This window comes from Sulfitobacter sp. 1A10359, from assembly GCF_043558145.1.
In the GTDB taxonomy this organism is placed as follows: Bacteria; Pseudomonadota; Alphaproteobacteria; order Rhodobacterales; family Rhodobacteraceae; genus Sulfitobacter; species Sulfitobacter faviae.
On the sequence record NZ_JBIFGB010000003.1, the window covers coordinates 208110 to 233314 of the forward strand.

Consider the following 25205-nt stretch of genomic DNA (forward strand, 5'->3'; position numbering starts at 1 on the left):
CTATCCTTTCCTCTCGGCAATCGCCGCGGTGGCCATGGCATCGCCCGAAACGACGCGTTCGGCAACCAATACCGCCCCCGGCCCGGCGGCAGCCAATGCGGCGGCCTCGGACAGGGAGCCGGTGCCGAAACGGTCTTCGATCCGGGCCGATTGCGTGGGGGTTATCATGCGGGCCAAGTCTTCGGTGGTGATGCCCAGCCCCGGCACGCCCAACTCTTGCGCGAACTCGCGGAAGACGGTGGCGCGGGCCTTGGCGGCTTCGGTCACCAACGCGTCGATCTTGGTGCCATCGGGGTTGGCCCGCTCCAGCGCGTCGCGCAATGACGCCACGCTTGCCGCGCCCCGAAATCCGATCCCGGCCATCCTCATAGTGTCACGCTCCATTGTACCACGGGCCGCAGCGGCTGCCAGCCGCGCATCCGGCCCAAAGGTGCGGCCTGCGCCAGTTCGATCCGCAACAGGTTACCGCCATGGGCCGCTTGCAACTGCGCCAAAAGCGCTTCGGTTTCCAGCGTCACACCGTTGGCGACCAGCCGCGTGCCCGCTGGTAGCGCAGGCAGGAGGGCATCGTAAAGCGCCGCGTTCCCGCCGCCGCCGACAAAGACGACATCAGGCAAAGGCTGCCCCGCCCAGACATTTGGTGCGCGGCCATGAAACGCTTGCATACGCGCGTTCAGGCCGAAATCTGCGATGTTGCGGGTGATATTCTCGACCCGCGTGGCGTGCTGCTCAAAGGCGATGGCGCGCCCACCGGCAAGGCAGAACTCGACCGAGACCGAGCCGCTGCCCGCGCCGATGTCCCACAGCAACTCGCCGGGCCGAGGGGCGAGGGCCGACAGCGTCAGCGCCCGCACCGGCGCCTTGGTGATTTGGCCGTCGCTGGCAAAATGGTCATCCGGCAGGCCGGGGGAGCGCTGCAGGCCGATGCCTTTGGGCAGCGCGACCCCGACCGCCACCGGCGCTTGCACATCCGTCAGATCGAAGCGATCCGCCCGCACCTCTCGCACCCGCGCATCGGGGCCGCCCAGCCGTTCGGCCACATGCAGCGTGGCCGTGCCCGCGCCTTGCGTGCAGAGAAACTCCGCCAGCGCCGCAGGGGCTTTCCCATCGCGCAGCAGGCAGATCATCCGCCCGTTGGGACGCAGGGCACCGCGCAACTGCGCCAGCGGTGCGGCATGCAACCCGTGGCAGGTAACCTCCTCCAACCGCCAGCCGAGCGCATTGGCCACCAGCGAGAAGGTCGAGGGCGCGGGCAGGCTGTGCCATTCGTCGGGCTGCAACGCGCCGACGATGCTGCCGCCCGCGCCGAACCAGAAGGGATCGCCCGACACCAGCATCGCCACGCGTTTGCCGCGCTCGGCCAACACCGGCTCGACCGAGAAGGGCACCGGCCAAGCGCGCCCGCGCGCGCCTGCGCCTGCCCGCTCCAGATGACGCGGCCCGCCAAAGATCACCTCGGCCTTTGCCAGCGCCGCGCGGCTTGCCGGGGGCAAGGCATCCGCGCTATCGTCGGGCATTCCGATGATGCTGAGCCAAGGGTCACCCATTATGCGCGTCCTTCTTTTGGGTGGCACCACCGAAGCCAGCGCCTTGGCCCGCGCCTTGGCCAAAGCCGAGATCGACGCGGTGTTTTCCTATGCCGGGCGCACCGACAGCCCCGTGGCCCAGCCCCTGCCCACCCGCGTCGGCGGCTTCGGGGGCGTGTCGGGGCTGGTGGCCTATCTCAAAGCCGAAGCGATCACCCATGTCGTCGACGCAACCCACCCCTTCGCCGCGGGGATGAGCAACAATGCCTTCGTCGCCTGCGCCCGGCAAGACCTGCCGCTCGTGCGGTTCGAGCGCCCCGCGTGGGAGCCGCAGGAGGGTGACGACTGGACCTTCGTGCCCGACCTCACCGCGCTGCCCGCCGCCCTGCCCGACAGCCCGGCGCGGGTGTTTCTGGCCATCGGCAAGCAGCAGCTGGCGCTTTTCGCCGCGAAACCGCAGCACCGCTACCTCCTGCGCCTCGTCGATCCGCCACGCGACCCGCTGCCGCTGCCGCGGGCGACGGTCGTGCTGGCGCGCGGGCCTTTTGACGTGGCGGGCGATACCGCGCTGATGCAGACCCATGCAATCACCCATGTGGTCGCCAAGAACGCCGGAGGCGCTGGCGCGCGGGCCAAGTTGGATGCCGCCCGCAGCCTTGGCCTGCCGGTGATCTTGGCCGAGCGGCCGAAACTGCCGGGCGAAGTGGCCGCCAATGATGTGACCGAAGTGATGCATTGGCTACATCATACCGCGCTGCGCGGCGTATAGACATAGCGCCCGACCCGCCGCGTCGCGGAATTGCCGACGATCACCACGGTGCGCATATCCGCCATCTCGGGCGTCGCCTCGCCCAATGTGACGGTGTTGAACGCCTCTTCCGGCGTGGTCACGGCGCGGGCGAAGGTGATCAGCCGCTCCGGCCCGCATTCGGCGCGCAAAATCTCCAACGCCTCGGCGAATTGATGCGGGCGGGATTTGCTGCGGGGGTTGTAGAAGGCCATGGCGAAATCCGCCCGCGCGGCCATCCGCAAACGGTGCTCCACCATCGCCCAGGGCTTGAGGTTGTCGCTGAGGTTGATCGCGCAGAAATCATGACCCAAAGGCGCCCCAAGCCGCGCCGCCGCCGCCAGCATCGCCGTGATACCGGGCAGCACGCGGACGTCGACGCTTTCAAACGCCGGTTCCCGCTCCACCGCTTCGAACACGGCTGAGGCCATGGCAAAAACACCCGGATCACCCGAAGAGACCACCACCACCCGCGCGCCCGCCTGCGCCAGTTGCAGGGCATGGGTCGCGCGGTCCAACTCCACCCGGTTGTCGCTGGGGTGCAGGGTCAGCCCGTCGCGCGGGGCGACGCGGGCGACGTAAGGGATATAGCCGATAACGTCAGTGGCCTGCGCCAAGGCCTCGGTCACCTCGGGCGTGACAAGCGCGTCGTCACCGGGGCCGAGGCCCGCGATATGAAGGATGCCGCTCATGTCTCCGCCTCCGGTCTGCGGCCTTGGCCATGGACCAAGACGATCGCGAAATAGGGGCAGTCGTCATCCGCCACGTCAGAAAGCCTTGCCACCCGCTGGTCGGGCATGGTTCCGCGTTCGACCAGCCAAGCGTCCTCCAACTTGCCCGCCGCCGCCAGCGCGCGGCGCACGCTGGGCAGGTTGCGGCCCGTCTTCATCACCACCAGCGCATCGGCGCGCTTCATGTGATCGGTCAACTCGGCCTCGGGCAGCGTGCCCATCAAAACGGTTACCACGTCGTCACCCCAAGTGAAGGGCGTATCGAGCGCATTCCAGCAGCCCACCATGCCGGGGATCGCGGGCAGCACCTCAACCTCGGCGCGGCCCTGAAGCCGCGTGTGCAGATGCATGAAGGAGCCGTAGAAGAAAGGGTCACCCTCGCAGAGCACGACGACCTCGTGATCCTGCGCCAAGGCTTCTAGCCGGTCGGCCCATTCCTCGTAAAATGCGACCATCTGGGCGCGATACTCGGGCGAATCAAAGCGCAACTCGGTGGTGACGGGATATTCCATCGCATATTCCACCACGTCGTCGCGCAGCATCCCCTCAACGATCCGGCGTGCTTGGCCCGCGCGGCCTTTCTTGCGGAAATAGGCCAGATGCCGCGCGCCGCGAATGGCACGGTGGGATTTCACACTCATCAGTTCGGGGTCGCCGGGACCAAGGCCCGCGCAGATAACCTTGCCCATCGTCATTCCACCCTGCTGGCCAAGGCGTTCACCGCCGCCACGGTGATCGCCGAACCGCCCAAACGCCCCTGCACGATCATCGAGGGCACCGGCAGGTCCTGCATCAAAGCCTCTTTCGATTCCGCCGCGCCGATGAAGCCCACCGGACAGCCGATGATCGCCGCCGGGCGCGGGCAATCGGGGTCTTCGAGCATGTTGAGCAGGTGAAACAGCGCCGTGGGCGCATTGCCGATGGCCACCACGGCACCTTGCAGATGGGGCCGCCACAGTTCCAGCGCGGCGGCAGAGCGGGTGTTGCTCATCTTCGCGGCCAAATCCGGCACCGAGGGGTCGCGCAGGGTGCAGATCACCTCATTCTCGCGCGGCAGCCGTTTGCGGGTGATGCCTTCGCTGACCATATAGGCGTCGCAGAGGATCGGCGCACCGTCTTCCAGCGCCGCCCGCGCGGCCACGGCCATGCCTTCGGAAAAGCGGATGTGTTCCTCCAGTCCCACCATGCCCGCGGCGTGGATCATGCGCACGGCGACGATCTCTTCCTCGGGGGTGAACCGCGCCAGCGCCGCTTCGGCGCGGATGGTGGCAAAGGACTGGCGGTAAATCTCGGCACCGTCGGTGATATAGCTATGGGGCATCGGCGGACTTTCTAAGGTGAGAGGCGATGGCGGCGGGGGTCAGCCCGCGCAGATCAGGCGGGGCATCGGCGCGGCCATCGTGGATGAGGTCATAGCGCGCTGGCGCGGTGGCGGTCAGGGTGAGGTCGGTAGCGCGCGGCGCGGCGCAGCCCTTGGCACAGCCCGAGACGTGCAGGCGTTGACCCTTTGGCACCACGGCGGCAAGGCGGCGGGCCAGCGCGCGCGTCTCGCCCCGGCTCTGTGCGCAGCCCGGCGCACCGATACAGGCAATGACGCGCAGCAACGGGTCATCGGCGGCGGTGATAAGACCGGACAGATCAGGCAACCGCGTGGCACCTTCGATCAGCATCCTCCGCCACGGGGTCAGGCGCAGCGGGCCAAGCTCGGCGAGCGCGGCAAGCGTCTCGGCCTCCATCTGCCCGAAAGCACAGGCAGCAAGCGCCCCCGCCGGATAGGCACCGAGGGCGGGTGTGCCCTGCCCTGTCTGCCGTGGATGGTCGAAACCGGCGGGAAGCGGTGCCCCCGTGGCCGTGGCGCGCGCAGCGCGGGTCACCCCCTGCGCGCGCACCCATTCGGCAAGCGCGATGGCCTCGGCCACCGCAGTCGCGCGGGTTACGGGTTTGCCCCGCGGCGCCCCTTCGATGCAGAGTAGCAGTTGCCCCTTCGCCGACCGCTCGAAACGGATGTCGGCGGGATCGGCCTGCAACACCGGCTGCGGCCCCGCATCGACCGCATAGCCGAATTTGGCGGAGACATCCGGCAGCGCATGGGACTGCGCGGCGGATGAGAGGGCATGGCTCAGGAATTCGGTATCATCGCCCGCCTGCCAAAAGGGGCTGACCATGATGTTGCGCCGTCGCTCCGTCCGCTCATCCACATCGATCAGCGCCAGCGCGCGCAGCGCCTCGATCAGCCCTTCATGCCGCGCGGGATCGACGCCGCGCAGTTGCAGATTGCCCCGGTTCGACAGGTCGAGCATGCCATTGCCATAGCGCGCGGCCAGCCCTGCCACGCCGCGGGCTTGGGCCGGGGTCAAGCGCCCCTGCGGCACCCGCAGACGCACCACCAGCCCATCGCCCGAGAGCATCGGGCGCAACGCACCGGGGCACCAGCCCTTGATCGCCGGGGCCGCGCTCACGTCACCCCGTCCAACGTGGCCGAGATCGAGTTGCGGCGGGTCAGCCAGAGGCCGGACTCGCGCAGCGCCGCAAAACGGTCGCGCATGGCTTGCAAGGCCGCGGGGTTCTCGGCCTCCATGAAGGCCACGAGATCTTCGCGCCCCAGCGTGGCGTCGAAATAAAGGTCGAAGAGATGCGCAGGCACCTCGCGCGTCAGATGCGCAAAGGCAGCAAGGTTGTCGAGCGTCGCGGCCACCTCTGCCGCGCCGCGGAAACCATGGCGCATCATGCCGCTGGCCCAATTGGGATTGGCCGCACGGGCGCGGACGACGCGGGCGATCTCTTCGGGCATGGAGCGCGCGCGGGGGCTGCCTGCACGGGTGTGGTCAAGGTGGTACATCGCCGGTTTCTGCGCGCCCAGATGCGCCATCGCGGCGGCAAAGCCGCCTTCGTGGCTGGCATAGTCCGAGGCGAGCAGGATATCGCTTTCGGCCAAGTCCTGCACATGAGCAAAGCCATCGGCGCGCTGCAACTGCGCCTCCAGCGCGGCGCGGTCCTGATGCGCCTCGCCTTGGGCATTGATCGCCCATTCCGACCCCGCAAGCCACGCCTCGCCCGCCGCGGCGCGACCCGCGTCGGAATAGTCTTGCAAGGCTGCTTCCATATTCACGCCGTAAAGGCCCGGTTTGGGGCCAAAAACGCGCGGCGTGCGGGTGAGGTAGGGGTTCATATCCGGCGCTTCTTCGCGTTCGGCCAATGCCGCCGCCCCGGCTTCGAAAAGCTGCGCGAGGCCGGGAAAGACATCGCGGAACAGGCCCGAGATGCGAAGGGTCACGTCGATGCGCGGACGGTCCAGCAGGGTCAGCGGGATCACCTCGAAACCCGACACCCGTTCACTGCCCTCATCCCATTTCGGCGCGATCCCGGCGAGATGCATCGCCATGGCGACCTCTTCGCCCGCCGTGCGCATGGTGGCCGAGCCCCAAAGGTCGATCACCAGCCCGCGCGGCCAGTCGCCATTGTCTTGCAGATGCCGCCTGAGCAGTTCCTCGGCCAGTTTCACCCCCTGCGCATGGGCGGCCCGGCTGGGCACCCCGCGCGGATCGACGGCATAGAGGTTGCGCCCCGTGGGCAGCACATCCGACCGCCCGCGATAGGGCGAGCCGGAGGGCCCGGAGGTGACGCGCCGCCCCGCCAGTGCGGTCAGCAGCCCGTCCCATTCGCCCGCCCCCGCGCCGAAGACGTGCAAACCATCGCCGTATTGGCTTTCCTTGATGTCGCAAACGAAGGCGTCGATCCGGGTTAGCGCCTCGGCCGAGGAACTGGCGGCGTCGAGGCCGAGGTCATCTTCCACCCCCGCCGCCTGCGCCTCGGCCCGGATCGTGTCGACCAGCCGGTCGCGGCGCGCGGGGTCGAGCCCGTCGGCAGTGGAATATTCGTCCAGCAGCCGTTCCAGCCGCAACAGCCCATCGGGCGTTTCACTGTCTTTCAGCGGGGGCGGCAGATGGCCGAGCGTCACCGCCCCGATGCGCCGCTTGGCCTGTGCCGCTTCGCCGGGATCGTTAACGATGAAGGGGTAGATCACCGGCAGATCACCGGTCAGCGCCTCGGGCCAGCAATCGCCCGAAAGGGCCACCGCCTTGCCCGGCAGCCACTCCAGCGTGCCATGCGCGCCGATATGCACCAGCGCATGATGCCCCTGCGCCCGCAGCCAGAGGTAGAAGGCCACATAGGAATGCCGCGGCGTGCGGGCGAGGTCGTGATAGCTGTCTTCGCGGTCTTGCAGATCGCCCCGCTCGGGTTGCAGCGCGACCAGCGCGTTGCCGCAGGTTTGCGCGGCGAAGTGGAAGGCGCCGTCCTGAGCCAGCGGATCGTCCTCCGCCGCGCCCCAAGCCTGCGCCAGATCATCACGCAACGCCTGCGGCAAAGTTGCCAGCGCCACCTCATAGTCGGCAAGGGGCCAAGTGATGCGCGCTTCGGTCAGGCTGCGGCCAAAGCCGATCTGAGGCGTGACGCCATAGCCTTCGCCCGCCAAACGCATCAGCATGTCTTCGACACTGGCCAGCGCGTCGAGCCCGACCGCATGGGCCAGCTGATCGTCCCGCCCCGGATAGGTCGAGAGCACCAGTGCCAGCTTGCGCGTGGCCGCCGGGGTCTGCGCCAGCCGATGCCAGCCCAGCACGCGGGCGACGACAGCCTCGATCCGCGCCTCTTCGGCGCGGTGGGCAAAGCGGGAATATTGCAGATCGGGGTCGCGCTTTCCGGGGCTCTTGAAGCTGACGACGCCACCGAAGATGCGGCCATCGACCTCGGGCAGGACCACATGCATCGCCAGATCGGCGGGGGAAAGGCCGCGCTCGCTTTCGTCCCAGTCGCGCCGCCGGGCGGTGGAGAGGGCCACCTGAAACACCGGGCAGCCCGGCGCGTCGAGCGGGGAGGTGCCATCATCCCCGCGCCCCGAAAAGGCGGTGGCGTTGACGATGGCCACGGGTTTCATCGCCGCCAAGGCATCGTCCAGAAAGCCCCGCGCAGGATCGGATTTGAGCGAGGGTACGAAAAGCCCGATGGCGTTCAGCCCCGCCGCCCGCAACGCCCGGATCAGCGCGTCGACGGGCGCGGTATCGGCGGCCAGAAGATAGCTGCGGTAAAAGGTAACCGCGACAGTCTCCCCCGCCGCGTCGGCGAGGGGGAGCACCCCTTGATCGGGGTCGTAATAGCCGCAATCGGGCACCGTTTTCGTGCCCATGACCGGCCCGGCGTAAAAGCCCGCCGCCAGCGCCATCTGCGCCAGCGCGGCCTGCGCCGCCACCGGCCCGCCCGCATCACAAAGATGCGCAAGACGGCGCAGCGTGGAAACCGGCAAAGTCGAATGCGCGTCGAGCCCCGGATCCTCGCGCCCATCGGCCGGCAAGACGGCCAGCGCGATATCATGGCGGCGGGCGAAGTCTTGGACCTGCATGATGCCGTAGGGCCAGTAATTCTCCCCCCCGATGAGGCGGATCAAAATGCCCTTGGCCCCGGTCAGCGTCTGTTCGATATAGTTGTCGACCGAGGCCGGGTGCCGCAGCGCCACGAGGTTGCACAGCCGCAGCGAGGGCAGCTTGCCCTCCTTGCCGCCGCCGCGATGCCAGCCTGCCGCGAAAGCGCCGAGGTCACTGTCGGAAAACGACAGCACCACCAGATCGGCGGGGGTTTGCCCCGGATCATAGGGGGTGTCGGTATCCTCCAACCCGTGGCTTTCGCGAAAGACGACATGCATGGGCGGTCAGGCTCCCAAAGTCTCGCGGATTTTGGCAAGGTCGATGTCGTCATGCTCGGCGATCACCACCAGATGCCCGGCGCGCGTGTCGCTGCCCCAAGGGCGGTCGAACTGCTGGCGCACCCGCGCGCCCACGGCCTGCACCAACAGGCGCATCGGTTTACCCTCGACCGCGACATAGCCCTTCACGCGCAGGATGTTCTGCTCGCGCGCGAGCCGTTCGATCGAGGCCACCAGCGCATCGACATCCGACACTTCCGGCATCGGGATCACCACGGTTTCGAAATCGTCATGCTCGTGATCGTCGTGGCCGTCATGATGCGAAGGGCGCGCGGCGAGGTCGTCTTCGGCGGCGGCGTTGAGGCCCAGCACGACCTTGGGGTCGATCACGCCTTCGGTCATCTCAAGGATCGGAATCTCACGCGGGCTTTCCTCTTCGATCACCTTGCGGGCTTTGGCGAGGCCATCGGGACCGGCCAGATCGGCCTTGGACATCAGCACGATATCGGCGCAGGAAATCTGATCTTCGAACACTTCGGAGAGCGGCGTTTCGTGGTCGAGGCTGTCGTCGGCCAGACGCTGCGCGTCCACGGCGGCGACATCGGCGGCGAAAGTGCCAGCGGCCACGGCCTCGGCATCGGCCAGCGCGATGACGCCGTCGACGGTGATCTTGGACCGGATCGCGGGCCAGTCGAAGGCCTTGAGCAGCGGTTTTGGCAGGGCCAGCCCAGAGGTTTCGATCAGGATGTGATCGGGGCGCGTCGGCAGGGCCATCAACGCTTCGATGGTGGGGATGAAATCATCGGCCACGGTGCAACAGATGCAGCCATTGGCCAGCTCGACGATATTCTCCGCCGGGCAGTCGTCGATGGCGCAGGATTTCAGGATGTCCCCATCCACCCCCACGGTGCCGAACTCATTGACCAGAACCGCAAGGCGGCGCCCGCCTGCATTGGTCATCAAATGGCGGATGAGCGTGGTTTTACCAGCGCCGAGAAAGCCGGTGATGACGGTAACGGGAATTTTGGCGAGATCGCTCATGCGGTAGGCTCCTGCGGCAGGGTCAAAGGGGGGATACGCGCAAGGCTTTGCTTGCGAAAGATGACCGGGCGTTCGCGCCATGGCACCAGCCCGTCTTGGGTGGCGGCATAGGCGGCGGCTCCGGCAAGGATGTCGGCGGCGTCTTCCTTGGTCAAGCGGCCATAGACATAGGACCATTTGCCCGGCGCAGACAGCGCCACGGCGGCCCCCTGCGAACAGGCGGAAAGACATTGCACTGGCACGATGGTCACGCCCTCTGGCGCGCCTGCGGCGTCGAGGGCGGCATGAAGCTGCGCACCGGGGCGCGGGGCGTCTTCCTCCAGCACCTCGCCTGCGCGGCAGGTCCTGCAGACATGTAGGGTTGCGCTCATTGATCTTGTCCCATCGAGTTATGCGTGCCGGGTATGCGCTCCGGCCCGCCATGAAAAGGGGAGGCGGTGCGATTATTCAACTGTCAGCACCTCGCGGGCTGTAATCGGCGCGCCGTTCACCGCCAAGGGGCGGTGGTCGTTGGCGTTAAGCGTGACCTCTACCGTGACCTCGCCCTTGGGCAGGTCAGCCAGATGCAGCCACGGGCCATAAAGCCGCCCGATCTTGGCACCGTTGACATAGACATGGGCATGGCCCTCGCCCGGTTGATTTTCGCCGCTGGCGTTCTGGGGGGCAAAGGCGAAGCCTTCGGTCTCAACAAAAAGGTTATGGCCTGACATCGGGTCGGGGGTCACGCGGATTGCAAGGCTGGGGGCCTCTTCGGCGGCCAGCGCGATGGGCTGGCCATGCATGCGCGCGTGATCCGCGCCACCGTGATCCATGGCCACATGCCCGCCGCCGCCATGGGCGGCAGGGTCGCCGTGGTCATGGCCGTCGAAGGTCACACCGTTGCTTGCGGCGATGGCAAAACCGATGCCACCGCCAAAGACCAATCCAATGGCGAAAAGCGCCAGTGATCTGTCCATTTCGACCTCCCTCAGGCGCTCTGCGCGCCTTCACGTTGCCAAAAGAACCCGGCGAAACTGCCCAGCAACACCCATGCGGCCAAGCCGATGCCAAGCGCACGCGCGGCGAAGAGCGCGCCGATCTCTGTCGGTACCGGGCCGCTGAAGCTTTCGGGTTCGGGTGCGCCGACGACATGGGGGGCCATCAGCAGAACCGCCGCGCCGATCCACGCGCCCCAGCCTTTGCCGAAGGCGAGCAGCCAAAGCGCTACCAACGCTGCCGCTGCGGTGGCGAACCACCAGATCTGCCGCGCAGTGATGTCTGCGGCGGCGACGCCGGGCACTTCGGGCGCAAGGCTGAACCCCGGCGCGAGGTGGAAGGCCACGAAACCGGCGACACCCCAAAGGATGCCCCAGCGGCCATCGATTACCGCGCCGCGCTCTTCGCCAAGGCTCATCGCGGCCAGAAGGATCAGCGCATAGGCGGTATAGGTCAGCATGGTGAAGATCAGGCTCAACCCATCGCGGACGGCATCGAAACCGGGCAAATCGGGGTGCGCGCTGACGGGGTCGGCCCCGAAATGCACCAGCGCGCCGGTCTCATAAAGCTCGGCGTGAAGCAGCACGGGCTGCACGAAATAGAGTTGCAGCAGGCCGGTCAACAGGCCGGCAGAGGCCCCGGCAAACAGGGCGGAAGTCAGAAAACGTGAAAACATCGCAATGATCCTTAGATGCGAAATGATACTCAGCGCCGCGCGAAACGCGGGCCGAGCCATCAGCCAGCCTCAAGATGTGCCAAAGCCCTCCCGACGCAGCGAACGGCGGGCGCGGGCAAAACAGCGAAAGGCAGGCATTGATAAATGGCAGAATCACAGACAGCCGGACTGCGGCATGGCAGCCCGGACCCCAGTGATACCGAACGCGGCGCTTAGTGGCAGGGAAAGCCTGTCGCGTGGCGCACGTCATGGGCGGCATCATGCAGTGCTGCGGCCTGCACATGGCCGGTCAGCGCCATCAGAGCCACACCCAATACGGCGGCAAACAGCGCCGGTACGAGTTTGCTGCGCGTGGCACCGGCGGTCTTAATCATCGTCGTCATCTTCAATCTCCTTACCGTCACACCCGACGGGATCTAGCGTTTCATTTGCCTGGCAGGTCTCCTGGCTCGCGGGTCGTGGCCTTTGCCCGCCTTCCCCGTCCGAAAGGACAAGTGGCACGAGGGGCATTGGCTTACCGCTTACAGTCGCGGGGGCGGCTTCGGCTTCAGGGTCGGGCGACCCCTTACTGAATTCCCTTTTCGGTCCCACACTCGAAGGCGCTTTTCGGGACACCAAGCGCCCTCAATTACGCATTTTAGGCCCTTCCTGACAAGCCGCATTTATCGAACCTCGCGGAACCGTATGGCGCATACAGCATTTAGTAGATAAATATGGCCCAACCCCCAGTATGCGGGTTGACCCAAAAGCCACGTGCAGGGCACATTGACGGCCAGTTTTGATCAAAGGGCGGGAATTCATGAACGACAACACGGTCTCCGCCGCTCGGCAGACCCTGACCGAAGACGTTCTAGGCAAGGTCGTGCGCTATGCCCGCCTGCCGCTGTGCATCACCGACCCGACCCTGCCGGACAACCCCATCGTCTATGTGAATGACGCTTTCACCGATCTGACCGGCTATGGCTTGGATGAGATCGTGGGCCAGAACTGCCGCTTCCTGCAAGGCCCGGAAACCACGCGCGAAAGCGTCGATGCGGTGCGCGAAATCCTACTGGCGCGCCGGGTCGACACGGTTGAGATCGTGAACTACCGCAAGGATGGCAGCCGCTTCCTGAACGCCCTGCAACTGGGGCCGATCAATGACGAAGATGGCAATCTGATCTACTTCTTCGGCTCGCAACTCGACGTTTCCGAACGCCGCCGGGCGGAGCGGGAGCACCGGCAATTGGCCGATGACGAATTGCTGCACCGGCTGCGCAATATCGTCAACGTCATGACCGCCATGGTCCGCCTGACCGCCCGTGAGGAGCCGAGCCCCGCGGCCTTTGCCGACAAGGTGATCGAGCGGCTGGCCGCCTTGGGCGCGGCGCATTTCGACACGATTGGCCGCAGCGACCAGCATGAGGTGGATTTCGAGACGCTGATGGGGCCGATCATGCGGGCCTATACCTCGGCCACCGAGGATCAGATCAACCTCACCGGGGCGAATCCGCTGATCTCGCACCGCCTCGTTTCCCCCCTGACGCTGGCCTTGCACGAGCTGGCGACGAATGCGGTGAAACACGGCTCGCTCAGTTCCGATACCGGGCGGGTATCGCTCGATATCACCATCCTTCAGGAGCCTGCCCGCCTGCGGTTTGTCTGGCGCGAAACAGGCGGGCCGGAGGTCATCAAGTCTCCGCGCAACAGCGGCTCGCGGATCATCCAGTCCTTGACCCGCGCGGTCGGTGGCACCCTGCACTACGATTGGCAGCCCGAAGGGTTGATTGCCACGGCGGAGTTCCCCGTGGCCGCCCTTGGCGAAGGCTGACCGTCAGACGATCACCTGCTGCGCGGCCTGCTCTCCGACCCCGAAAACACGCTTGTAACGCGCGATCTCATCCACCGGACCCATCGCCTTGTTGGGGTTGTCCGACAGTTTGACCGTGGGCCGCCCGTTGGCGCTGACCGCTTTGCAGACCAGACTAAAGGGTGCCAGCGCATCATTCGGCACCAGCCCGCGGAAGTCATTGGTCAACAGCGTCCCCCAACCGAAAGAGACCTTGGCCTTGCCCGCAAACTGCGCGTGCAACTCCTTGATCTTGTCCACATCCAGCCCATCGCTGAAGATCACTCGCTTGGTCGTCGGGTCCTCGCCGCGGGCGCGCCACCAGTCAATGGCCGTCTGCGCCGCCGTGGCCGGATCGCCGCTGTCGACGCGGATGCCGGTCCAGCCCGCCAGCCAATCCGGCGCGTGATCGAGAAAGCCCTTAGTGCCGTAGGTATCGGGCAAGATGATCCGCAGGTTACCTTCGTGCTCGTCATGCCAATCCGACAGCACATCATAGGGCGCGCGGGCAAGCTCCGCGTCATCTTCGGCTAAAGCCGCATAGACCATGGGCAACTCATGCGCGTTGGTGCCAATCGCCTCAAGCTCGCGCATCATGGCGATGCGACAGTTGGAGGTGCCGGTGAAAGCATCGCCCAGCCCCTCATGCATCGCCTGCACGCACCAATCCTGCCAGAGATAGGAATGCCGCCGCCGCGTGCCGAAATCAGCGATCGAGAGGTTATCCACCTCGCGCAGCGCTTCGATCTTTTCCCAGACGCGGGTCATCGCGCGCGCGTAAAGCACCTGAAGCTCGAACTTGCCCATCGGGTCCAGCGCTGCACGGCTGCGCAGCTCCATCAACACCGCCAGCGCGGGAATTTCCCAAAGCATGACCTCATGCCACTTGCCCTCAAAGGTCAGCTCATACTGATCGCCCTTCCGCTCCAGATGATAGGGCGGCAGGCGCATGCCTTCGAACCACTCCATGAAATCGGGGCGGAACATCTGGCGTTTGCCGTAGAAGGTATTGCCGCGCAGCCATGTGCTCTCCCCCCGGCTGAGGCTGAGAGAGCGGATGTGATCGAGTTGCTCGCGCAACTCCCCCTCGTCGATCAGCTTGGCCAGCGGGATATGGGTGGAGCGGTTGATCAGGCTAAAGGTGACCTGCGTGTCCGGCTTGTTGCGAAACACCGATTGGCACATCAAGAGCTTGTAGAAATCCGTGTCGATCAGCGACCGCACGATGGGGTCGATTTTCCACTTGTGGTTATAGACGCGGGTGGCGATGTCGACCATGGGAGGTTCCTTATTGCGTGCCCCTTCATGCCAAGGGGGCGGACAGATGGGCAAGGGGAAAGCGGCGGATCAGGCCAGCGTCACCCCCGCCGCGCGCATGCCTTCGCGGGCTTTGGCAAGCGATCCGTCCAGATCAATCGCGCGGCACAGGTCTTCGCGCACATCGACCTTGAACCCCAGCTTCGCCGCGTCCACCGCCGAGAAGTTCACGCAGAAATCCAGCGCCAGCCCCACCATGGTCAGCCGCTCGATCCCGCGTGTGCGCAGGTAGCCTTCGAGCCCCGTGGGCGTACGGTGGTCATTCTCGAAAAACGCTGAATAGCTGTCGATGTCGGGGTTATAGCCCTTGCGGATGATCAGATCGGCGCGGTCGGTTTGCAGCTCGGGGTGGAACTGCGCGCCAATGCTGCCTTGGATGCAGTGATCGGGCCAGAGCACCTGCGGGCCATAGGGCATGGTGACGATCTCGTAAGGCCCGTTGTTCCTATGCGACGACGCGAATGACGAATGCACCGCCGGATGCCAGTCCTGCGTCAGGACCACCGCGTCAAACTCGGGCATCAGCGCGTTGATGCCGCGCAGAATCTCATCGCCCTGCGGCACTTCCAGCGCGCCGCCGGGGCAGAAATCATTTTGAACGTCGATCACGATCAGGGCATGGGTCATGGGCATTCTCCTTACCAAAAGGGGTAGGGCGGCGGATGGGGTAGGTCAATGGCACGCGCCGGATTGAGCTTTGCCGCCGAAGCGCTTATTTGACGCTCATGTATACCATCGCCGCCCTATATCACTTCACCCGCTTCGACGATCCCGCCGCGCTCAAACCCGCGCTCTTGGCGCTTTGCGAGGCGCAATCGGTCATGGGCACGCTGCTGTTGGCCCCCGAAGGGGTAAACGGCACCATCGCCGGGCCGCGCGCCGGGATCGACGCGGTGATCGCCCATCTGCGCGCCCTGCCCGGCTGCGCGGATCTGGAGTGGAAAGAGGCCACCAGCGACAAGCCGCCCTTCGGCAAGATGAAGGTGCGCATCAAGCGCGAGATCGTGACGATGGGCCAGCCCGATGTAGATCCCCGCGCCAAGGTGGGCCATTACGTCGACCCGAAGGATTGGAACGAATTGATCCGCTCCCCCGATGTGGCGGTGATCGACACGCGCAACAGCTACGAAGTGGCGATTGGCACCTTTGAAGGCGCGGTCGACCCCGAGACCGAGAGCTTTGGTGAATTTCCCGCGTGGTGGGAAGCGAACAAAGACCGCTTCCACAATAAGAAGATCGCGATGTTCTGCACCGGCGGCATCCGTTGCGAGAAATCGACCAACTACCTGATCGGTCAGGGCGTCGAGGATGTCTTCCACCTCAAAGGCGGTATCCTGAAATACCTCGAAGAGGTGCCCGAACAGGAAAGCACATGGGAAGGCGACTGTTTCGTCTTCGACAACCGCGTCAGCGTTGGCCATGGGCTGCGCGAGGGGCCGCATATGCTTTGCCACGGCTGCCGCCGCCCGATCCTGCCCGAGGACACGCAGCACCCCGCCTATGAGGCTGGGGTGTCCTGTCATCAATGTGTGGATGAGACCTCGGCAGAGGATAAGGAACGGTTCCGCGAACGCCAGCGCCAGATCACGCTGGCCAAGGAACGCGCGGCGCGGGAAGAGGGCTGACCGCCCCCCCTCAGCGATCCGACAGCGCGAAGCCCGCATAGGCAAAGGGCATGACCGCCCGGCGAAAACGACCCAGTTCGAACCGTGCAAGCGGGGCGCGCATGGGGGCGGGATAGGGCCGCTCGGGCGTTATGCCGCGAACCAGATCAGCCAAGAGCGCACCGGAATAGCTGCCCATCGCCACCCCATTGCCGTGGTAGCACAGCCCTGCGAAGATCCCCGGCTGATCCGGCACCTGCCCCACGAAGGGCATGCGATTGCGCGCGATACAGACCATGCCGGACCAGCCATGCGGCGTTTCAACATGACGCCACGCGGGGAACATCGCCTCGAAATCCGCGCGGGCCCGGGCCAGCGCGCGCCGCTCGGAATTGGGGTTGGACATCAGCCCGCCGCGCACGCCGAACAACATACGATTGTCAGGCATCAGCCGGAAGTAATGCAGCAGATGGCGGCTGTCATAGCAGGCCTGTTGGCTGGTCCAACCTTGAGCGGCAAGCTCGGCCTCGGTCATCGGGCGGGTCACGATCACGCTGGATTGCGTCGGCATGTAACGCGCGGCCAGCCATGTCGGCAGGTCTTCGGAGGAATAGCCATTGGTGGCTATGATCACCCGCTCGGCCCGGATGCGGCCCTGCGGGGTCGTAACCTCGAACGCGCCCTCGTGCCCTGTCACCCCGGTGGCCGGGCTGTTGTGATAGATCGCGGCCCCCGCCTCTTCCGCGGCCTGCGCGAGGGCGGTCACATATTTGCGGGGGTTTATTCCAAAGCCAATCGGCACGGTGATCGCGCCCTCGAAGCCTGCGTTCAGCCCCTCGGCGGCCAGATCGGCCTTTTCGGTCAGCCGGGCCGTGACGCCGTAATTCTCTGCGTAGTAAGCCAGCCTGCCGCGCATCTCTTCGAAATCGCGCGGGCGGTGGGCCAGCTGGGTTTCCCCTTGGGAATGCCGATCGACATTGATGCCGCGGGCGACGATGAAATCCTCCACCTGTCGGATCGCTGCCACCTCGGCCTGCCGCCAGCCAAGCCGCTCTGTCCGCCCGAATTTCCGGTCGAGCGCCGCGTCGTCCAGCATCCCGCCGCCCAAGCAGCAAAAGCCCCCGTTGCGGCCCGAAGCGCCAAAGCCCACGCGCTCGGCCTCTAGCACCGTGGCCCCAACCCCGGCCTGCGCCAGATGCAGCGCGGCGTTGAGGCCGGTGAAACCGCCGCCGATGATCACCACATCGGCCTGCGCCGCGCCCTGCAGCGCCGGCCGCTCCGGCGCGCCATGGGTCTGGTCCCACCAGCAGCCCGCACGCGGCGCTTCGGAATAGGCGAAATCCGCGTAGATACGCTTCATGCGGCGGGCCGTTCCGCCGCGCGGGCTTCCTCCTGCGCGCGCAGGCTTGAGCGTTTGCTGACCAGCGATGCGGTGATGACCCCTACGGTCACGATGGCGATCATGATCGTCGAGAGCGCGTTGATCTCGGGCGAGACGCCCAAACGCACGGCGCTGAAGATCTTGATCGGCAGCGTTGTGGCCGATGGCCCGGCGGTGAAGGAGGCAATGACCAGATCATCGAGGCTGAGCGTGAAGGCCAGAAGCCAGCCCGAGATCACCGCAGGCGCGATGATCGGCAGGGTCACGAGGCGGAAGGCCTCCCACGGGGAAGAACCGAGGTCGAGCGCGGCCTCCTCCAACGAACGGTCGAAGGACACCAGCCGGGAGGAGACGACGACCGAGACATAGCACATCGAAAAGGTCGTATGCGCCAGCACGATGGTCAGCACGCCCCGGTCCAGCCCAATGCCGATGAAGAGCAAGAGCAGCGAAAGGCCGGTGATCACCTCGGGCATCACCAGCGGCGCGTAGATCATGCCGGAGAATAACGTCCGCCCCATGAACCGCCCGCCGCGCACCAACACATAGGCCGCCATGGTGCCCAGCACCGTGGCGATGGAGGATGAGATCACCGCGACCTTCAGCGTGACCCAAGCCGCATTCAGGAAGGCTTCGTTTTGCAAAAGCTCGCCATACCAGCGGGTCGAGAATCCGGCCCAGACCGTCACCAGTTTCGAGGCGTTGAAACTGTAGATCACCAGAATGATCATCGGCAGGTAAAGAAAGGCGAACCCCAGCGTGAGCGAGGTCACGTTGAACCATGTCATCCGCTTCATTGTTCGGCCTCCGCCTGTTTCTGCTGGTTGCGCTGGAAGAGGATGATCGGAATGATCAGGATCAGCAGCAGGATCACCGCCACCGCACTCGCCACCGGCCAGTCGCGGTTGTTGAAAAACTCCTCCCACAGCACCTTGCCGATCATCAGCGTGCCCGACCCGCCCAAAAGCGAGGGGATCACGAATTCGCCCAAGGCAGGGATGAAGACAAGGAAGCTGCCCGCCACAATGCCGTTGCGCGACAAGGGGATCGTCACCAGCCAGAAGGCTTGCAAACGCGAGCAGCCGAGATCCTCCGCCGCCTCATTCAGGGATTCGTCCAAGCGGTCCAGCGCGGCATAGATCGGCAGGATCATGAACGGCAGGTAGGTATAGACGATGCCGATGTAGACTGCCGTATTGGTATTAAGGATCTGTAAAGGCTCTGCCGTTAGACCCAACCCCATCAAGAGTTGGTTCAGCAGCCCTTCGTTGCTGAGAATGCCCATCCACGCATAGACGCGGATCAGGAAGGAGGTCCAGAACGGCAGGATCACCAACATCATCAATGTGGCGCGCCACTCTTCGGGGGCGCGGGCCATGCCATAGGCGATGGGATAGCCGACCAAGAGCGTCAGCGCGGTCGATACAACGGCGATGCGCAGGGAGCTAAGGTAGGCTTTCCAATAAAGGTCGTCGGAGGCGAGGAAGGTAAAATTCTCGAAATCCAACTGGGCGATTAGGGCGCCGATGCCGTCCTTGATCGTCGGCGTATAGGGCGGGATCGCCAGTGCCGTATCGGACAGGGAGATTTTGAAAACGATCAGGAAAGGCACCAGAAACAGCGCCAACAGCCAGAGGTACGGGACCGCGATCAGGGCGAAGCGACGCATGTTCATTGCGCCAACAAAACGCCTGCGGTGGCGCTCCATGAAATCCAGACCGGGTCTTCCCATGTGATGTCACGCCGTGCGATGCGGCGAGTGTTGGCCGTCTGCGCCTTGATCACCTGGCCGCCGGGCAGTTCGACGTGATAGGTGGAAAGGTTCCCCAAATAGGCGATGTCGAGCACTTTGCCCTGTAGCGCATTAGGCGCATCCTCGGGCCGCTCGGTCGAAATGCGGATTTTCTCGGGCCGGATTGCCAGATGGGCCTGCTGCCCCTCGCTGAACGGCGCGGCAGAGGTGGCGGTCAGCGGCGGCTGCCCCTCGATCCAGTTCAAATGGTATTGATCTTGGCCAATGGCCTTGGTGCTGGCTTCGATGATGTTCACGTCACCGATGAAGTCAGCGACATAGACGGAATTCGGCGCTTCATAGATCTCGGCCGGGGTGGCCACTTGAATCACGCGCCCCTCGTCCATCACCGCCACGCGGGAGGCGACGGTCATCGCCTCTTCTTGGTCGTGGGTCACGATGACAAAGGTGGTGCCGGTGGATTCTTGGATGTCCATCAGCTCGAACTGGGTGTCTTGCCGCAGCTTCTTGTCCAGCGCGCCCAAGGGTTCATCAAGCAGCAGAAGCTTCGGCGCTTTGGCTAGCGAGCGCGCCAGCGCGACACGCTGCCGTTGGCCGCCGGAGATCTGATGCGGTTTGCGGCGGGCGAATTTCTCTAGCCGGGTGAGCTTCAGCATCTCGGCCACGCGGGCGGCGATGGCGTCCTTCTCCATCTTGTCGCGGCGCAGGCCGAAGGCGATGTTGTCCCAGATGCTGAGATGCGGAAACAGCGCGTAGGATTGGAACATCATGTTCACCGCGCGTTTGTTCGGGGGCACCGGGGCGATGTCCTGCCCTGCCAATTCGATGCGCCCGGTGGTGGGGCTTTCGAACCCGGCCAGCATCCGCATCATCGTCGTCTTGCCACAGCCCGAAGGCCCAAGAAGGGCAAAGAATTCCTGCGCGTAAATATCCAAAGACAGATCGTCGATGGCGACGAATTCGCCGAATTTCTTGGTCACATTCTTAAAGCGAATGAGCGGCTTTTCGTCGGGGTCGTTCCAGGGGGCGAAGACGGTTGGGCTCACGGTTGAGACATCCTTTGATCGGGCTTTGCTCGGGCTTTGATCGGGGTCGCGGGGCAAGAAAAAGGGGCGCGACCAGACTGGCCGCACCCCCTGTCTCAGATCAGGTACCGGACTTGATCTTGGTCCAGAGCCGGGTCACCACGCGCTGTACTTTCGGCGGGTAAGGTGTGGTGGTGAACAGGTTGTTCAACGCCGCCTCAGAGGGGTAGATCGCCGGGTCGCCGATCACATCCTCGACCAGATGCTCTTGCGAGGCTTTGTTGCCGTTGGCGTAGTACACATAGTTCGACGCGGCGGCCATATTCTCGGCGTCCATGATGAAATTCAGGAACTTATGCGCGCCCTCGGGGTTCGGCGCGTCAACCGGGATGGCCATCTGGTCAAACCACATCTGCGCGCCTTCGGAGGGGGCGTTATAGGCGATTTCGACACCGTTGTCGGCTTCATCCGCGCGGTCGCGGGCCTGCAAGATATCGCCCGACCAGCCTACCGCGACGCAGACGTCACCGTTGGCCAAAGCGTTGATATACTCCGAAGAGTGGAACTTCTGGATATAGGGGCGGACCGGCATGAAGACCTCTTCGGCCTTGGCGATCACATCGGGGTCATGGCTGTTGGGGTCTTCGCCGATGTAGTTCAGCGCGGCGGGGATCATCTCTGCCGGGGCATCGAGGAAATGCACACCGCAGTCAGCCAGTTTTTCCATATTGGCGGGGTCGAAAACCAAGTCCCAAGAGTCAATCGGGGCGTCTTCGCCTAGGATCTCTTTCACCTTGCCGACGTTCACGCCGATGCCGGTGGTACCCCACATGTAGTTGATGGAATGGGCGTTATCGGGATCATATTGTTCGGTCCGCGAGGAAACCACGTCCCACATATTTTCCAGGTTGGGCAGCTTAGAGGTATCCAGCGGCTGGAATGCACCGGCTGTGATCTGGCGCTGCAGGAAGGTGCCCGAGGGGACGACCACGTCATAGCCCGACCCACCGGCGAGCATTTTGGTCTCCAGCACCTCGTTGCTGTCGAACACGTCATAGACCAATTCGATGCCGGTCTCTTCTTCGAATTTATCCAGCAAGGATTCATCGATATAGTCGGACCAGTTATAGACCCGGACCGTTTCGGCAGTGGCGGCACCTGCCATCAAGGTGGCAACGGCGACGCTGCTTAGTAGCACATGTTTCATTTCATACTCCCGTTAGACAGGTCGGGTTGATCCCCACCTTTCGTCAATTTGATCAAGTTTTGCCTCTTCGGGCAAGATGGTTTATGCTTTCATGCAGAATGAAATGCTGCAAGACACGGCGAAACAAGACGGAAAGACCGCTCCTATGGGTTCAGAAAAAACCGATCCGAGATTGCTTCCCGCCGCCGATGCGGCGGCCAAGACACCGATCCATCAGCATGTTTACGAACGCCTGCGCAAGATGATTCTCTTCGGCGATCTGGCCCCCGGACAGGGGGTCACGATCCAAGGTCTGACCGCCGCTTTGGATGCGGGCATGACGCCGGTGCGCGAGGCCATCCGCCGCCTGATCTCGGAAGGGGCGCTGACCCATTTGGGCAACCGCCGGGTCACCGTGCCGGAACTGACCCATGCGGGGCTGGAAGAACTGAGATTCATGCGGGAAACGCTAGAGCCGGAACTGACCAAACGCGCCGCAAACCGCATGACGGATGAGCGTTTGAACGCTTTGAAAGCCTGTGACAACGCGCTGAACCATGCCATCGACCGGGGCGATGTCGGCGGCTATTTGATGCAGAACTACAGCTTTCACCGAATGATTTACGACCTTGCCGAAGCGCCGATCATGGCCGCAACGGTGGACCGTCTTTGGCTGCGTTTTGGCCCCTCGCTTCGGGTGGTTTGCGGGCGCTATGGCACCAGCAATCTACCCGATAAACATGCCGAACTTTTGGCGGCCTTTGCCGAGGGCAACGCCGCTTTGGCGGGAGAGGTCATGGCGGGCGATGTCGCCCAAGGAATGACCCAAATTCGCGCAGCCCTCGATGGTCTGCCCGTTCCGCGTTGATTCGATTGACATGCTATAATTTGATCATATTCTGCGGCTAAGCTTATTTTTCATGCAAATAGAAGGTGCACACCCATGCCGCCCATCACGAATCACCTCCCCACCGCGGACCTTCAGGCGCTGGATGCGGCGCATCACATGCATCCTTTCACCACCAATGATGAATTGGGCGACAAGGGCGCGCGCATCATCACAAGGGCCAAGGGCATCTACCTGACCGACAGCGAGGGGAATGAGATTCTCGATGCGATGGCCGGGCTGTGGTGCGTGAACCTTGGCTATGGCCGCGAAGAGATGGGCAATGTCGCCGCGCGACAGATGAACGAACTGCCCTATTACAACACCTTCTTCCAAACGACCCATGTGCCCGCCATCGCGCTGGCCAAGGAGCTGGCCGATCTGGCCCCCGGTGATCTGAACCACGTCTTCTTCGCCGGGTCGGGGTCAGAGGCGAATGACACCAACCTGCGCATTGTCCGCACCTATTGGGCGCAAAAGGGCAAACCCGAGAAAAGCCATATCATCAGCCGCAAGAACGCCTATCACGGCTCTTCGGTCGGCTCGGCCAGTCTCGGCGGCATGACCTATATGCATGAGCAAGGCGGGCTGCCGATCCCCGGCATCCACCACATCGGCCAGCCCGATTGGTATGCCGAAGGCGGGGATATGTCGCCCGAAGACTTCGGTCTGAAACGCGCACAGGAGCTGGAAGCGAAGATTGTCGAGCTGGGCGCGGACAAGGTCGCGGCCTTCATCGCCGAACCCGTTCAGGGCGCGGGCGGGGTCGTCGTGCCGCCCAGCACCTATTGGCCCGAGATTCAGCGCATCTGCGACAAACACGATATTCTGCTGATCGCTGACGAGGTGATCTGCGGCTTTGGTCGGACGGGCAATTGGTTTGGCTCGCAGACCATGGGCATCAAGCCGCATATCATGACCATCGCCAAGGGGCTGAGCTCGGGCTACGCGCCCATCGGCGGGTCGATCGTTTGTGACGAGGTGGCTGAGGTCATCAACGCCTGCGAGTTCAACCACGGCTACACCTACTCCGGCCACCCGGTCTGCGCCGCCGTGGCGCTGGAAAACCTGCGGATTATGCAAGAAGAGAACATTGTCGCTCATGTTCAAAACGTCGCCGCCCCCGCGCTGAAAGAGGCGTTGGGCAAGCTGGGAGAGCATCCGCTGGTAGGCGGGGTGAACGTATCGGGCCTGATGGCCTCCCTCCCGCTGACGCCGCATAAGGAAAGCCGCGCGAAATTCGCCGATAGCGGCACCGCCGGGTACATTTGCCGCGAACATTGCTTTGCCAACAATCTGGTGATGCGCCATGTCGGCGACCGGATGATCATCTCGCCGCCGCTGATCATTACCCCGGAAGAGATAAAGATCTTCGCCGAACGGGCGACCAAGGCACTGGATGCGACCTATGCCGATCTGAAAGACAAGGACATGCTCAAAGCCGCGTCCTAAAACATCGGGCTGCCCCCAATCGGGGGCGGCCCCTCACTCGGCGCGCAGTCGGGCCAGCAGCCGGGGGGAGGCATAGCCATCGGGCGCGATGCCTTCGGCCTTTTGATAGCTGCGCACAGCATTGACGGTCAGCGGCCCGATCTTGGCGTCGATCTTTTGCGTGTCAAAACCCGCTTCGGTCAGCAGGGTCTGCAATTCGATCCGCTCATTAAAGCTCAGCGCACGGTCTTCGCGGGGCCAGTCCTGCTGTATCTCGCCCGCGCCGCCGATGCGGTCGGCCAGATGGCCCACTCCGATGACATAGGCATCCGCCGTATTATAGCGCTCGATCACCGCGAAATTGGGGAAGATCATGAAGGCGGCCCCCTCTGCGCCCGCGGGCAGCAAGATCGACGCCGGGCCATGATCCGCCACCGCCCCACCATCGAGCGCGGTGACGCCAAGATCGGCCCATTCCGCCGGGGTCTTGGTCACCGCGCGGTCGGCCAGCAGATAGTCGAACCCCTCGGGCAGAGCCACTTCGACCCCCCAGGGCTGCCCTTCGGTCCAGCCAAAATGCTTGAGATAGGCGGCGGTAGAGGCCAGCGCATCGCTGGGGTCATCGCCCCAGATGTCGCGCCGCCCGTCGCCATCCCAATCGACCGCATGGGCGTGGAAGGACGAGGGCATGAACTGCGTATGCCCCATCGCGCCCGCCCAAGAGCCGCGTAATTGATCGGCATCGGTATCGCCCGCCTGAAGGATGCGCAGGGCGTCGAGGAGCTCGCCTTCGAAAAATTCCGCCCGCCGCGCGTCATAGGCAAGGGTGGCCAGTGAATCCAGCACCCGATCCCCGCCCCGGAAGCTGCCATAGGCGCTCTCAAGCCCCCAGATCGCGGTGACGATCTCTTTCTCGACACCGTACTTCACTTCGATCTCTTCCAGCGTGCGTTGCCATTGGGCGAGCGCCTTCTGCCCGTTCTGCACCCTCAGATCCGAGGTGGCGGTGTCGAGGTAATCCCAAATCGTTTTGGTGAATTCCGATTGGTTGCGGTCGCGGCGGATCACCTCCGGGTCATAGCTGACCGTATCCAGTGCCCGGCCAAAGACATCCGGGTCGATGCCCTGTTGCAGTGCGCGGGGGCGGAAGTCTTTCACCCAAGCGCGCAGCCCGGTGTCGTCGCCGCTGGCCTCTGCCGCGGGTTCCTGCGCTACTGGCGCCACGGCGGCCAGCACGGCCTGCGGCGCGCGCGGCGCGGGGCGCAGGGATTCAGTCGGGCCTAACGCGAAGGCCGGAGCCCCCATGCCAGCTGTCGCCAGAATGCCTGAAATCATCGCGTAGTGCCGGATCATAATCGCC

At 64.4% G+C, this 25205-nt stretch carries 25 protein-coding genes and 1 riboswitch; of the genes, 5 read left to right on the forward strand and 20 right to left on the reverse strand.

What is annotated here, in order from left to right:
- Both ACGYK2_RS09435 and cbiT read right to left on the reverse strand, forming a co-directional pair.
- Positions 1–369, reverse strand: a complete 369-nt coding sequence (locus ACGYK2_RS09435; RefSeq protein WP_271688487.1) for a cobalamin biosynthesis protein — start codon at positions 367–369, stop codon at positions 1–3.
- The gene (gene cbiT / locus ACGYK2_RS09440) at positions 366–1547 is read right to left on the reverse strand and encodes a precorrin-6Y C5,15-methyltransferase (decarboxylating) subunit CbiT (RefSeq protein WP_271688489.1); all 1182 of its coding nucleotides are present in this window, start codon (positions 1545–1547) and stop codon (positions 366–368) included. The genes ACGYK2_RS09435 and cbiT overlap by 4 nt, the downstream gene beginning before the upstream one ends.
- On the opposite strand from cbiT, the gene ACGYK2_RS09445 reads away from it, so the two are divergent.
- A complete protein-coding gene (locus ACGYK2_RS09445; protein ID WP_271690008.1) occupies positions 1546–2295 on the forward strand; it encodes a cobalt-precorrin-6A reductase in 750 nt (249 codons plus the stop codon). The genes cbiT and ACGYK2_RS09445 overlap by 2 nt on opposite strands.
- Here ACGYK2_RS09445 and cobJ read toward each other — a convergent pair.
- The 10 genes from cobJ to ACGYK2_RS09495 form a co-directional block, all read right to left on the reverse strand.
- Positions 2271–3005 carry a precorrin-3B C(17)-methyltransferase gene (gene cobJ, locus ACGYK2_RS09450; protein WP_271688490.1) on the reverse strand — a complete coding sequence of 245 codons (735 nt, stop codon included), beginning with the start codon at positions 3003–3005 and terminating at the stop codon, positions 2271–2273. The two genes, ACGYK2_RS09445 and cobJ, sit on opposite strands and share 25 nt — an antisense overlap.
- On the reverse strand, positions 3002–3733 hold the full coding sequence (gene cobI / locus ACGYK2_RS09455) for a precorrin-2 C(20)-methyltransferase (protein ID WP_271690009.1): 732 nt from the start codon (positions 3731–3733) through the stop codon (positions 3002–3004). Before cobI ends, cobJ begins: the two co-directional genes overlap by 4 nt.
- A 2-nt stretch (positions 3734–3735) precedes the next feature.
- Positions 3736–4365, reverse strand: a complete 630-nt coding sequence (locus ACGYK2_RS09460; protein ID WP_271688492.1) for a precorrin-8X methylmutase — start codon at positions 4363–4365, stop codon at positions 3736–3738.
- Entirely contained in the window at positions 4355–5503 is a 1149-nt protein-coding gene (gene cobG / locus ACGYK2_RS09465) for a precorrin-3B synthase (RefSeq protein WP_271688493.1), read from the reverse strand. The genes ACGYK2_RS09460 and cobG overlap by 11 nt, the downstream gene beginning before the upstream one ends.
- Entirely contained in the window at positions 5500–8742 is a 3243-nt protein-coding gene (cobN, locus tag ACGYK2_RS09470; protein ID WP_271688494.1) for a cobaltochelatase subunit CobN, read from the reverse strand. The genes cobG and cobN overlap by 4 nt, the downstream gene beginning before the upstream one ends.
- 6 nt (positions 8743–8748) lie before the next feature.
- The gene (cobW, locus tag ACGYK2_RS09475; RefSeq protein ID WP_271688495.1) at positions 8749–9783 is read right to left on the reverse strand and encodes a cobalamin biosynthesis protein CobW; all 1035 of its coding nucleotides are present in this window, start codon (positions 9781–9783) and stop codon (positions 8749–8751) included.
- Positions 9780–10154, reverse strand: a complete 375-nt coding sequence (locus tag ACGYK2_RS09480; protein WP_271688496.1) for a DUF1636 domain-containing protein — start codon at positions 10152–10154, stop codon at positions 9780–9782. The genes cobW and ACGYK2_RS09480 overlap by 4 nt, the downstream gene beginning before the upstream one ends.
- 72 nt (positions 10155–10226) lie before the next feature.
- A complete protein-coding gene (locus tag ACGYK2_RS09485; RefSeq protein WP_271688497.1) occupies positions 10227–10739 on the reverse strand; it encodes a hypothetical protein in 513 nt (170 codons plus the stop codon).
- Positions 10740–10750: 11 nt separating this feature from the next.
- Complete coding sequence (locus ACGYK2_RS09490) at positions 10751–11434, reverse strand: CbtA family protein (protein ID WP_271688498.1); 684 nt, start codon at positions 11432–11434, stop codon at positions 10751–10753.
- A gap of 212 nt (positions 11435–11646) precedes the next feature.
- Positions 11647–11817, reverse strand: coding sequence for a CbtB-domain containing protein (locus tag ACGYK2_RS09495; protein ID WP_082849519.1), 171 nt, complete (start codon positions 11815–11817; stop codon positions 11647–11649).
- A 33-nt stretch (positions 11818–11850) separates the two neighbouring features.
- Positions 11851–12068, reverse strand: a riboswitch (cobalamin riboswitch).
- 165 nt (positions 12069–12233) lie between these two features.
- Between ACGYK2_RS09495 and ACGYK2_RS09500 the strand changes: the two genes are divergently transcribed.
- A complete protein-coding gene (locus ACGYK2_RS09500) occupies positions 12234–13244 on the forward strand; it encodes a PAS domain-containing protein (protein ID WP_271688499.1) in 1011 nt (336 codons plus the stop codon).
- A 3-nt stretch (positions 13245–13247) separates the two neighbouring features.
- Here ACGYK2_RS09500 and pncB read toward each other — a convergent pair whose 3' ends face one another.
- Entirely contained in the window at positions 13248–14540 is a 1293-nt protein-coding gene (gene pncB, locus ACGYK2_RS09505; RefSeq protein WP_271688500.1) for a nicotinate phosphoribosyltransferase, read from the reverse strand.
- A 69-nt stretch (positions 14541–14609) separates the two neighbouring features.
- Complete coding sequence (pncA, locus tag ACGYK2_RS09510; RefSeq protein WP_271688501.1) at positions 14610–15206, reverse strand: bifunctional nicotinamidase/pyrazinamidase; 597 nt, start codon at positions 15204–15206, stop codon at positions 14610–14612.
- Between the two features lie 98 nt (positions 15207–15304).
- Between pncA and ACGYK2_RS09515 the strand changes: the two genes are divergently transcribed.
- Positions 15305–16204, forward strand: a complete 900-nt coding sequence (locus tag ACGYK2_RS09515) for a rhodanese-related sulfurtransferase (protein WP_271690010.1) — start codon at positions 15305–15307, stop codon at positions 16202–16204.
- Positions 16205–16214: 10 nt separating this feature from the next.
- On the opposite strand, the gene ACGYK2_RS09520 is transcribed toward ACGYK2_RS09515, so the two are convergent.
- The 5 genes from ACGYK2_RS09520 to ACGYK2_RS09540 all read right to left on the reverse strand — a co-directional run bounded on the left by ACGYK2_RS09520 (position 16215) and on the right by ACGYK2_RS09540 (position 21549).
- The gene (locus ACGYK2_RS09520) at positions 16215–17543 is read right to left on the reverse strand and encodes an FAD-binding oxidoreductase (protein ID WP_271688504.1); all 1329 of its coding nucleotides are present in this window, start codon (positions 17541–17543) and stop codon (positions 16215–16217) included.
- On the reverse strand, positions 17540–18361 hold the full coding sequence (locus ACGYK2_RS09525) for an ABC transporter permease (RefSeq protein ID WP_067265716.1): 822 nt from the start codon (positions 18359–18361) through the stop codon (positions 17540–17542). Before ACGYK2_RS09525 ends, ACGYK2_RS09520 begins: the two co-directional genes overlap by 4 nt.
- A complete protein-coding gene (locus ACGYK2_RS09530) occupies positions 18358–19233 on the reverse strand; it encodes an ABC transporter permease subunit (protein WP_168613629.1) in 876 nt (291 codons plus the stop codon). Before ACGYK2_RS09530 ends, ACGYK2_RS09525 begins: the two co-directional genes overlap by 4 nt.
- A 2-nt stretch (positions 19234–19235) precedes the next feature.
- Positions 19236–20363, reverse strand: a complete 1128-nt coding sequence (locus ACGYK2_RS09535; protein WP_271688507.1) for an ABC transporter ATP-binding protein — start codon at positions 20361–20363, stop codon at positions 19236–19238.
- Between the two features lie 100 nt (positions 20364–20463).
- Positions 20464–21549, reverse strand: a complete 1086-nt coding sequence (locus tag ACGYK2_RS09540) for a polyamine ABC transporter substrate-binding protein (RefSeq protein ID WP_067265724.1) — start codon at positions 21547–21549, stop codon at positions 20464–20466.
- A gap of 145 nt (positions 21550–21694) precedes the next feature.
- On the opposite strand from ACGYK2_RS09540, the gene ACGYK2_RS09545 reads away from it, so the two are divergent.
- Both ACGYK2_RS09545 and ACGYK2_RS09550 read left to right on the forward strand, forming a co-directional pair.
- Positions 21695–22396 carry a GntR family transcriptional regulator gene (locus tag ACGYK2_RS09545; protein WP_271688508.1) on the forward strand — a complete coding sequence of 234 codons (702 nt, stop codon included), beginning with the start codon at positions 21695–21697 and terminating at the stop codon, positions 22394–22396.
- Between the two features lie 75 nt (positions 22397–22471).
- Positions 22472–23866 carry an aspartate aminotransferase family protein gene (locus ACGYK2_RS09550; RefSeq protein WP_271688510.1) on the forward strand — a complete coding sequence of 465 codons (1395 nt, stop codon included), beginning with the start codon at positions 22472–22474 and terminating at the stop codon, positions 23864–23866.
- Positions 23867–23899: 33 nt separating this feature from the next.
- Here ACGYK2_RS09550 and ACGYK2_RS09555 read toward each other — a convergent pair whose 3' ends face one another.
- Positions 23900–25198: a lytic murein transglycosylase gene (locus ACGYK2_RS09555; RefSeq protein ID WP_271688511.1), complete on the reverse strand. Its 1299-nt coding sequence runs from the start codon at positions 25196–25198 to the stop codon at positions 23900–23902.
- Positions 25199–25205: the final 7 nt, after the last annotated feature.

Excerpts from the sequence above, each read along its gene's own strand:
- ACGYK2_RS09435 (WP_271688487.1), bottom strand. The coding sequence starts at position 369 with ATGAGGATGGCCGGGATCGGATTTCGGGGCGCGGCAAGCGTGGCGTCA.
- cbiT (WP_271688489.1), bottom strand. The coding sequence starts at position 1,547 with ATGGGTGACCCTTGGCTCAGCATCATCGGAATGCCCGACGATAGCGCG.
- cobJ (WP_271688490.1), bottom strand. The coding sequence starts at position 3,005 with ATGAGCGGCATCCTTCATATCGCGGGCCTCGGCCCCGGTGACGACGCG.
- cobI (WP_271690009.1), bottom strand. The coding sequence starts at position 3,733 with ATGGGCAAGGTTATCTGCGCGGGCCTTGGTCCCGGCGACCCCGAACTG.
- ACGYK2_RS09460 (WP_271688492.1), bottom strand. The coding sequence starts at position 4,365 with ATGCCCCATAGCTATATCACCGACGGTGCCGAGATTTACCGCCAGTCC.
- cobN (WP_271688494.1), bottom strand. The coding sequence starts at position 8,742 with ATGCATGTCGTCTTTCGCGAAAGCCACGGGTTGGAGGATACCGACACC.
- cobW (WP_271688495.1), bottom strand. The coding sequence starts at position 9,783 with ATGAGCGATCTCGCCAAAATTCCCGTTACCGTCATCACCGGCTTTCTC.
- ACGYK2_RS09480 (WP_271688496.1), bottom strand. The coding sequence starts at position 10,154 with ATGAGCGCAACCCTACATGTCTGCAGGACCTGCCGCGCAGGCGAGGTG.
- ACGYK2_RS09485 (WP_271688497.1), bottom strand. The coding sequence starts at position 10,739 with ATGGACAGATCACTGGCGCTTTTCGCCATTGGATTGGTCTTTGGCGGT.
- ACGYK2_RS09490 (WP_271688498.1), bottom strand. The coding sequence starts at position 11,434 with ATGTTTTCACGTTTTCTGACTTCCGCCCTGTTTGCCGGGGCCTCTGCC.
- ACGYK2_RS09495 (WP_082849519.1), bottom strand. The coding sequence starts at position 11,817 with ATGACGACGATGATTAAGACCGCCGGTGCCACGCGCAGCAAACTCGTA.
- ACGYK2_RS09500 (WP_271688499.1), top strand. The coding sequence starts at position 12,234 with ATGAACGACAACACGGTCTCCGCCGCTCGGCAGACCCTGACCGAAGAC.
- pncB (WP_271688500.1), bottom strand. The coding sequence starts at position 14,540 with ATGGTCGACATCGCCACCCGCGTCTATAACCACAAGTGGAAAATCGAC.
- pncA (WP_271688501.1), bottom strand. The coding sequence starts at position 15,206 with ATGACCCATGCCCTGATCGTGATCGACGTTCAAAATGATTTCTGCCCC.
- ACGYK2_RS09515 (WP_271690010.1), top strand. The coding sequence starts at position 15,305 with ATGTATACCATCGCCGCCCTATATCACTTCACCCGCTTCGACGATCCC.
- ACGYK2_RS09520 (WP_271688504.1), bottom strand. The coding sequence starts at position 17,543 with ATGAAGCGTATCTACGCGGATTTCGCCTATTCCGAAGCGCCGCGTGCG.
- ACGYK2_RS09525 (WP_067265716.1), bottom strand. The coding sequence starts at position 18,361 with ATGAAGCGGATGACATGGTTCAACGTGACCTCGCTCACGCTGGGGTTC.
- ACGYK2_RS09530 (WP_168613629.1), bottom strand. The coding sequence starts at position 19,233 with ATGCGTCGCTTCGCCCTGATCGCGGTCCCGTACCTCTGGCTGTTGGCG.
- ACGYK2_RS09540 (WP_067265724.1), bottom strand. The coding sequence starts at position 21,549 with ATGAAACATGTGCTACTAAGCAGCGTCGCCGTTGCCACCTTGATGGCA.
- ACGYK2_RS09545 (WP_271688508.1), top strand. The coding sequence starts at position 21,695 with ATGGGTTCAGAAAAAACCGATCCGAGATTGCTTCCCGCCGCCGATGCG.
- ACGYK2_RS09550 (WP_271688510.1), top strand. The coding sequence starts at position 22,472 with ATGCCGCCCATCACGAATCACCTCCCCACCGCGGACCTTCAGGCGCTG.
- ACGYK2_RS09555 (WP_271688511.1), bottom strand. The coding sequence starts at position 25,198 with ATGATCCGGCACTACGCGATGATTTCAGGCATTCTGGCGACAGCTGGC.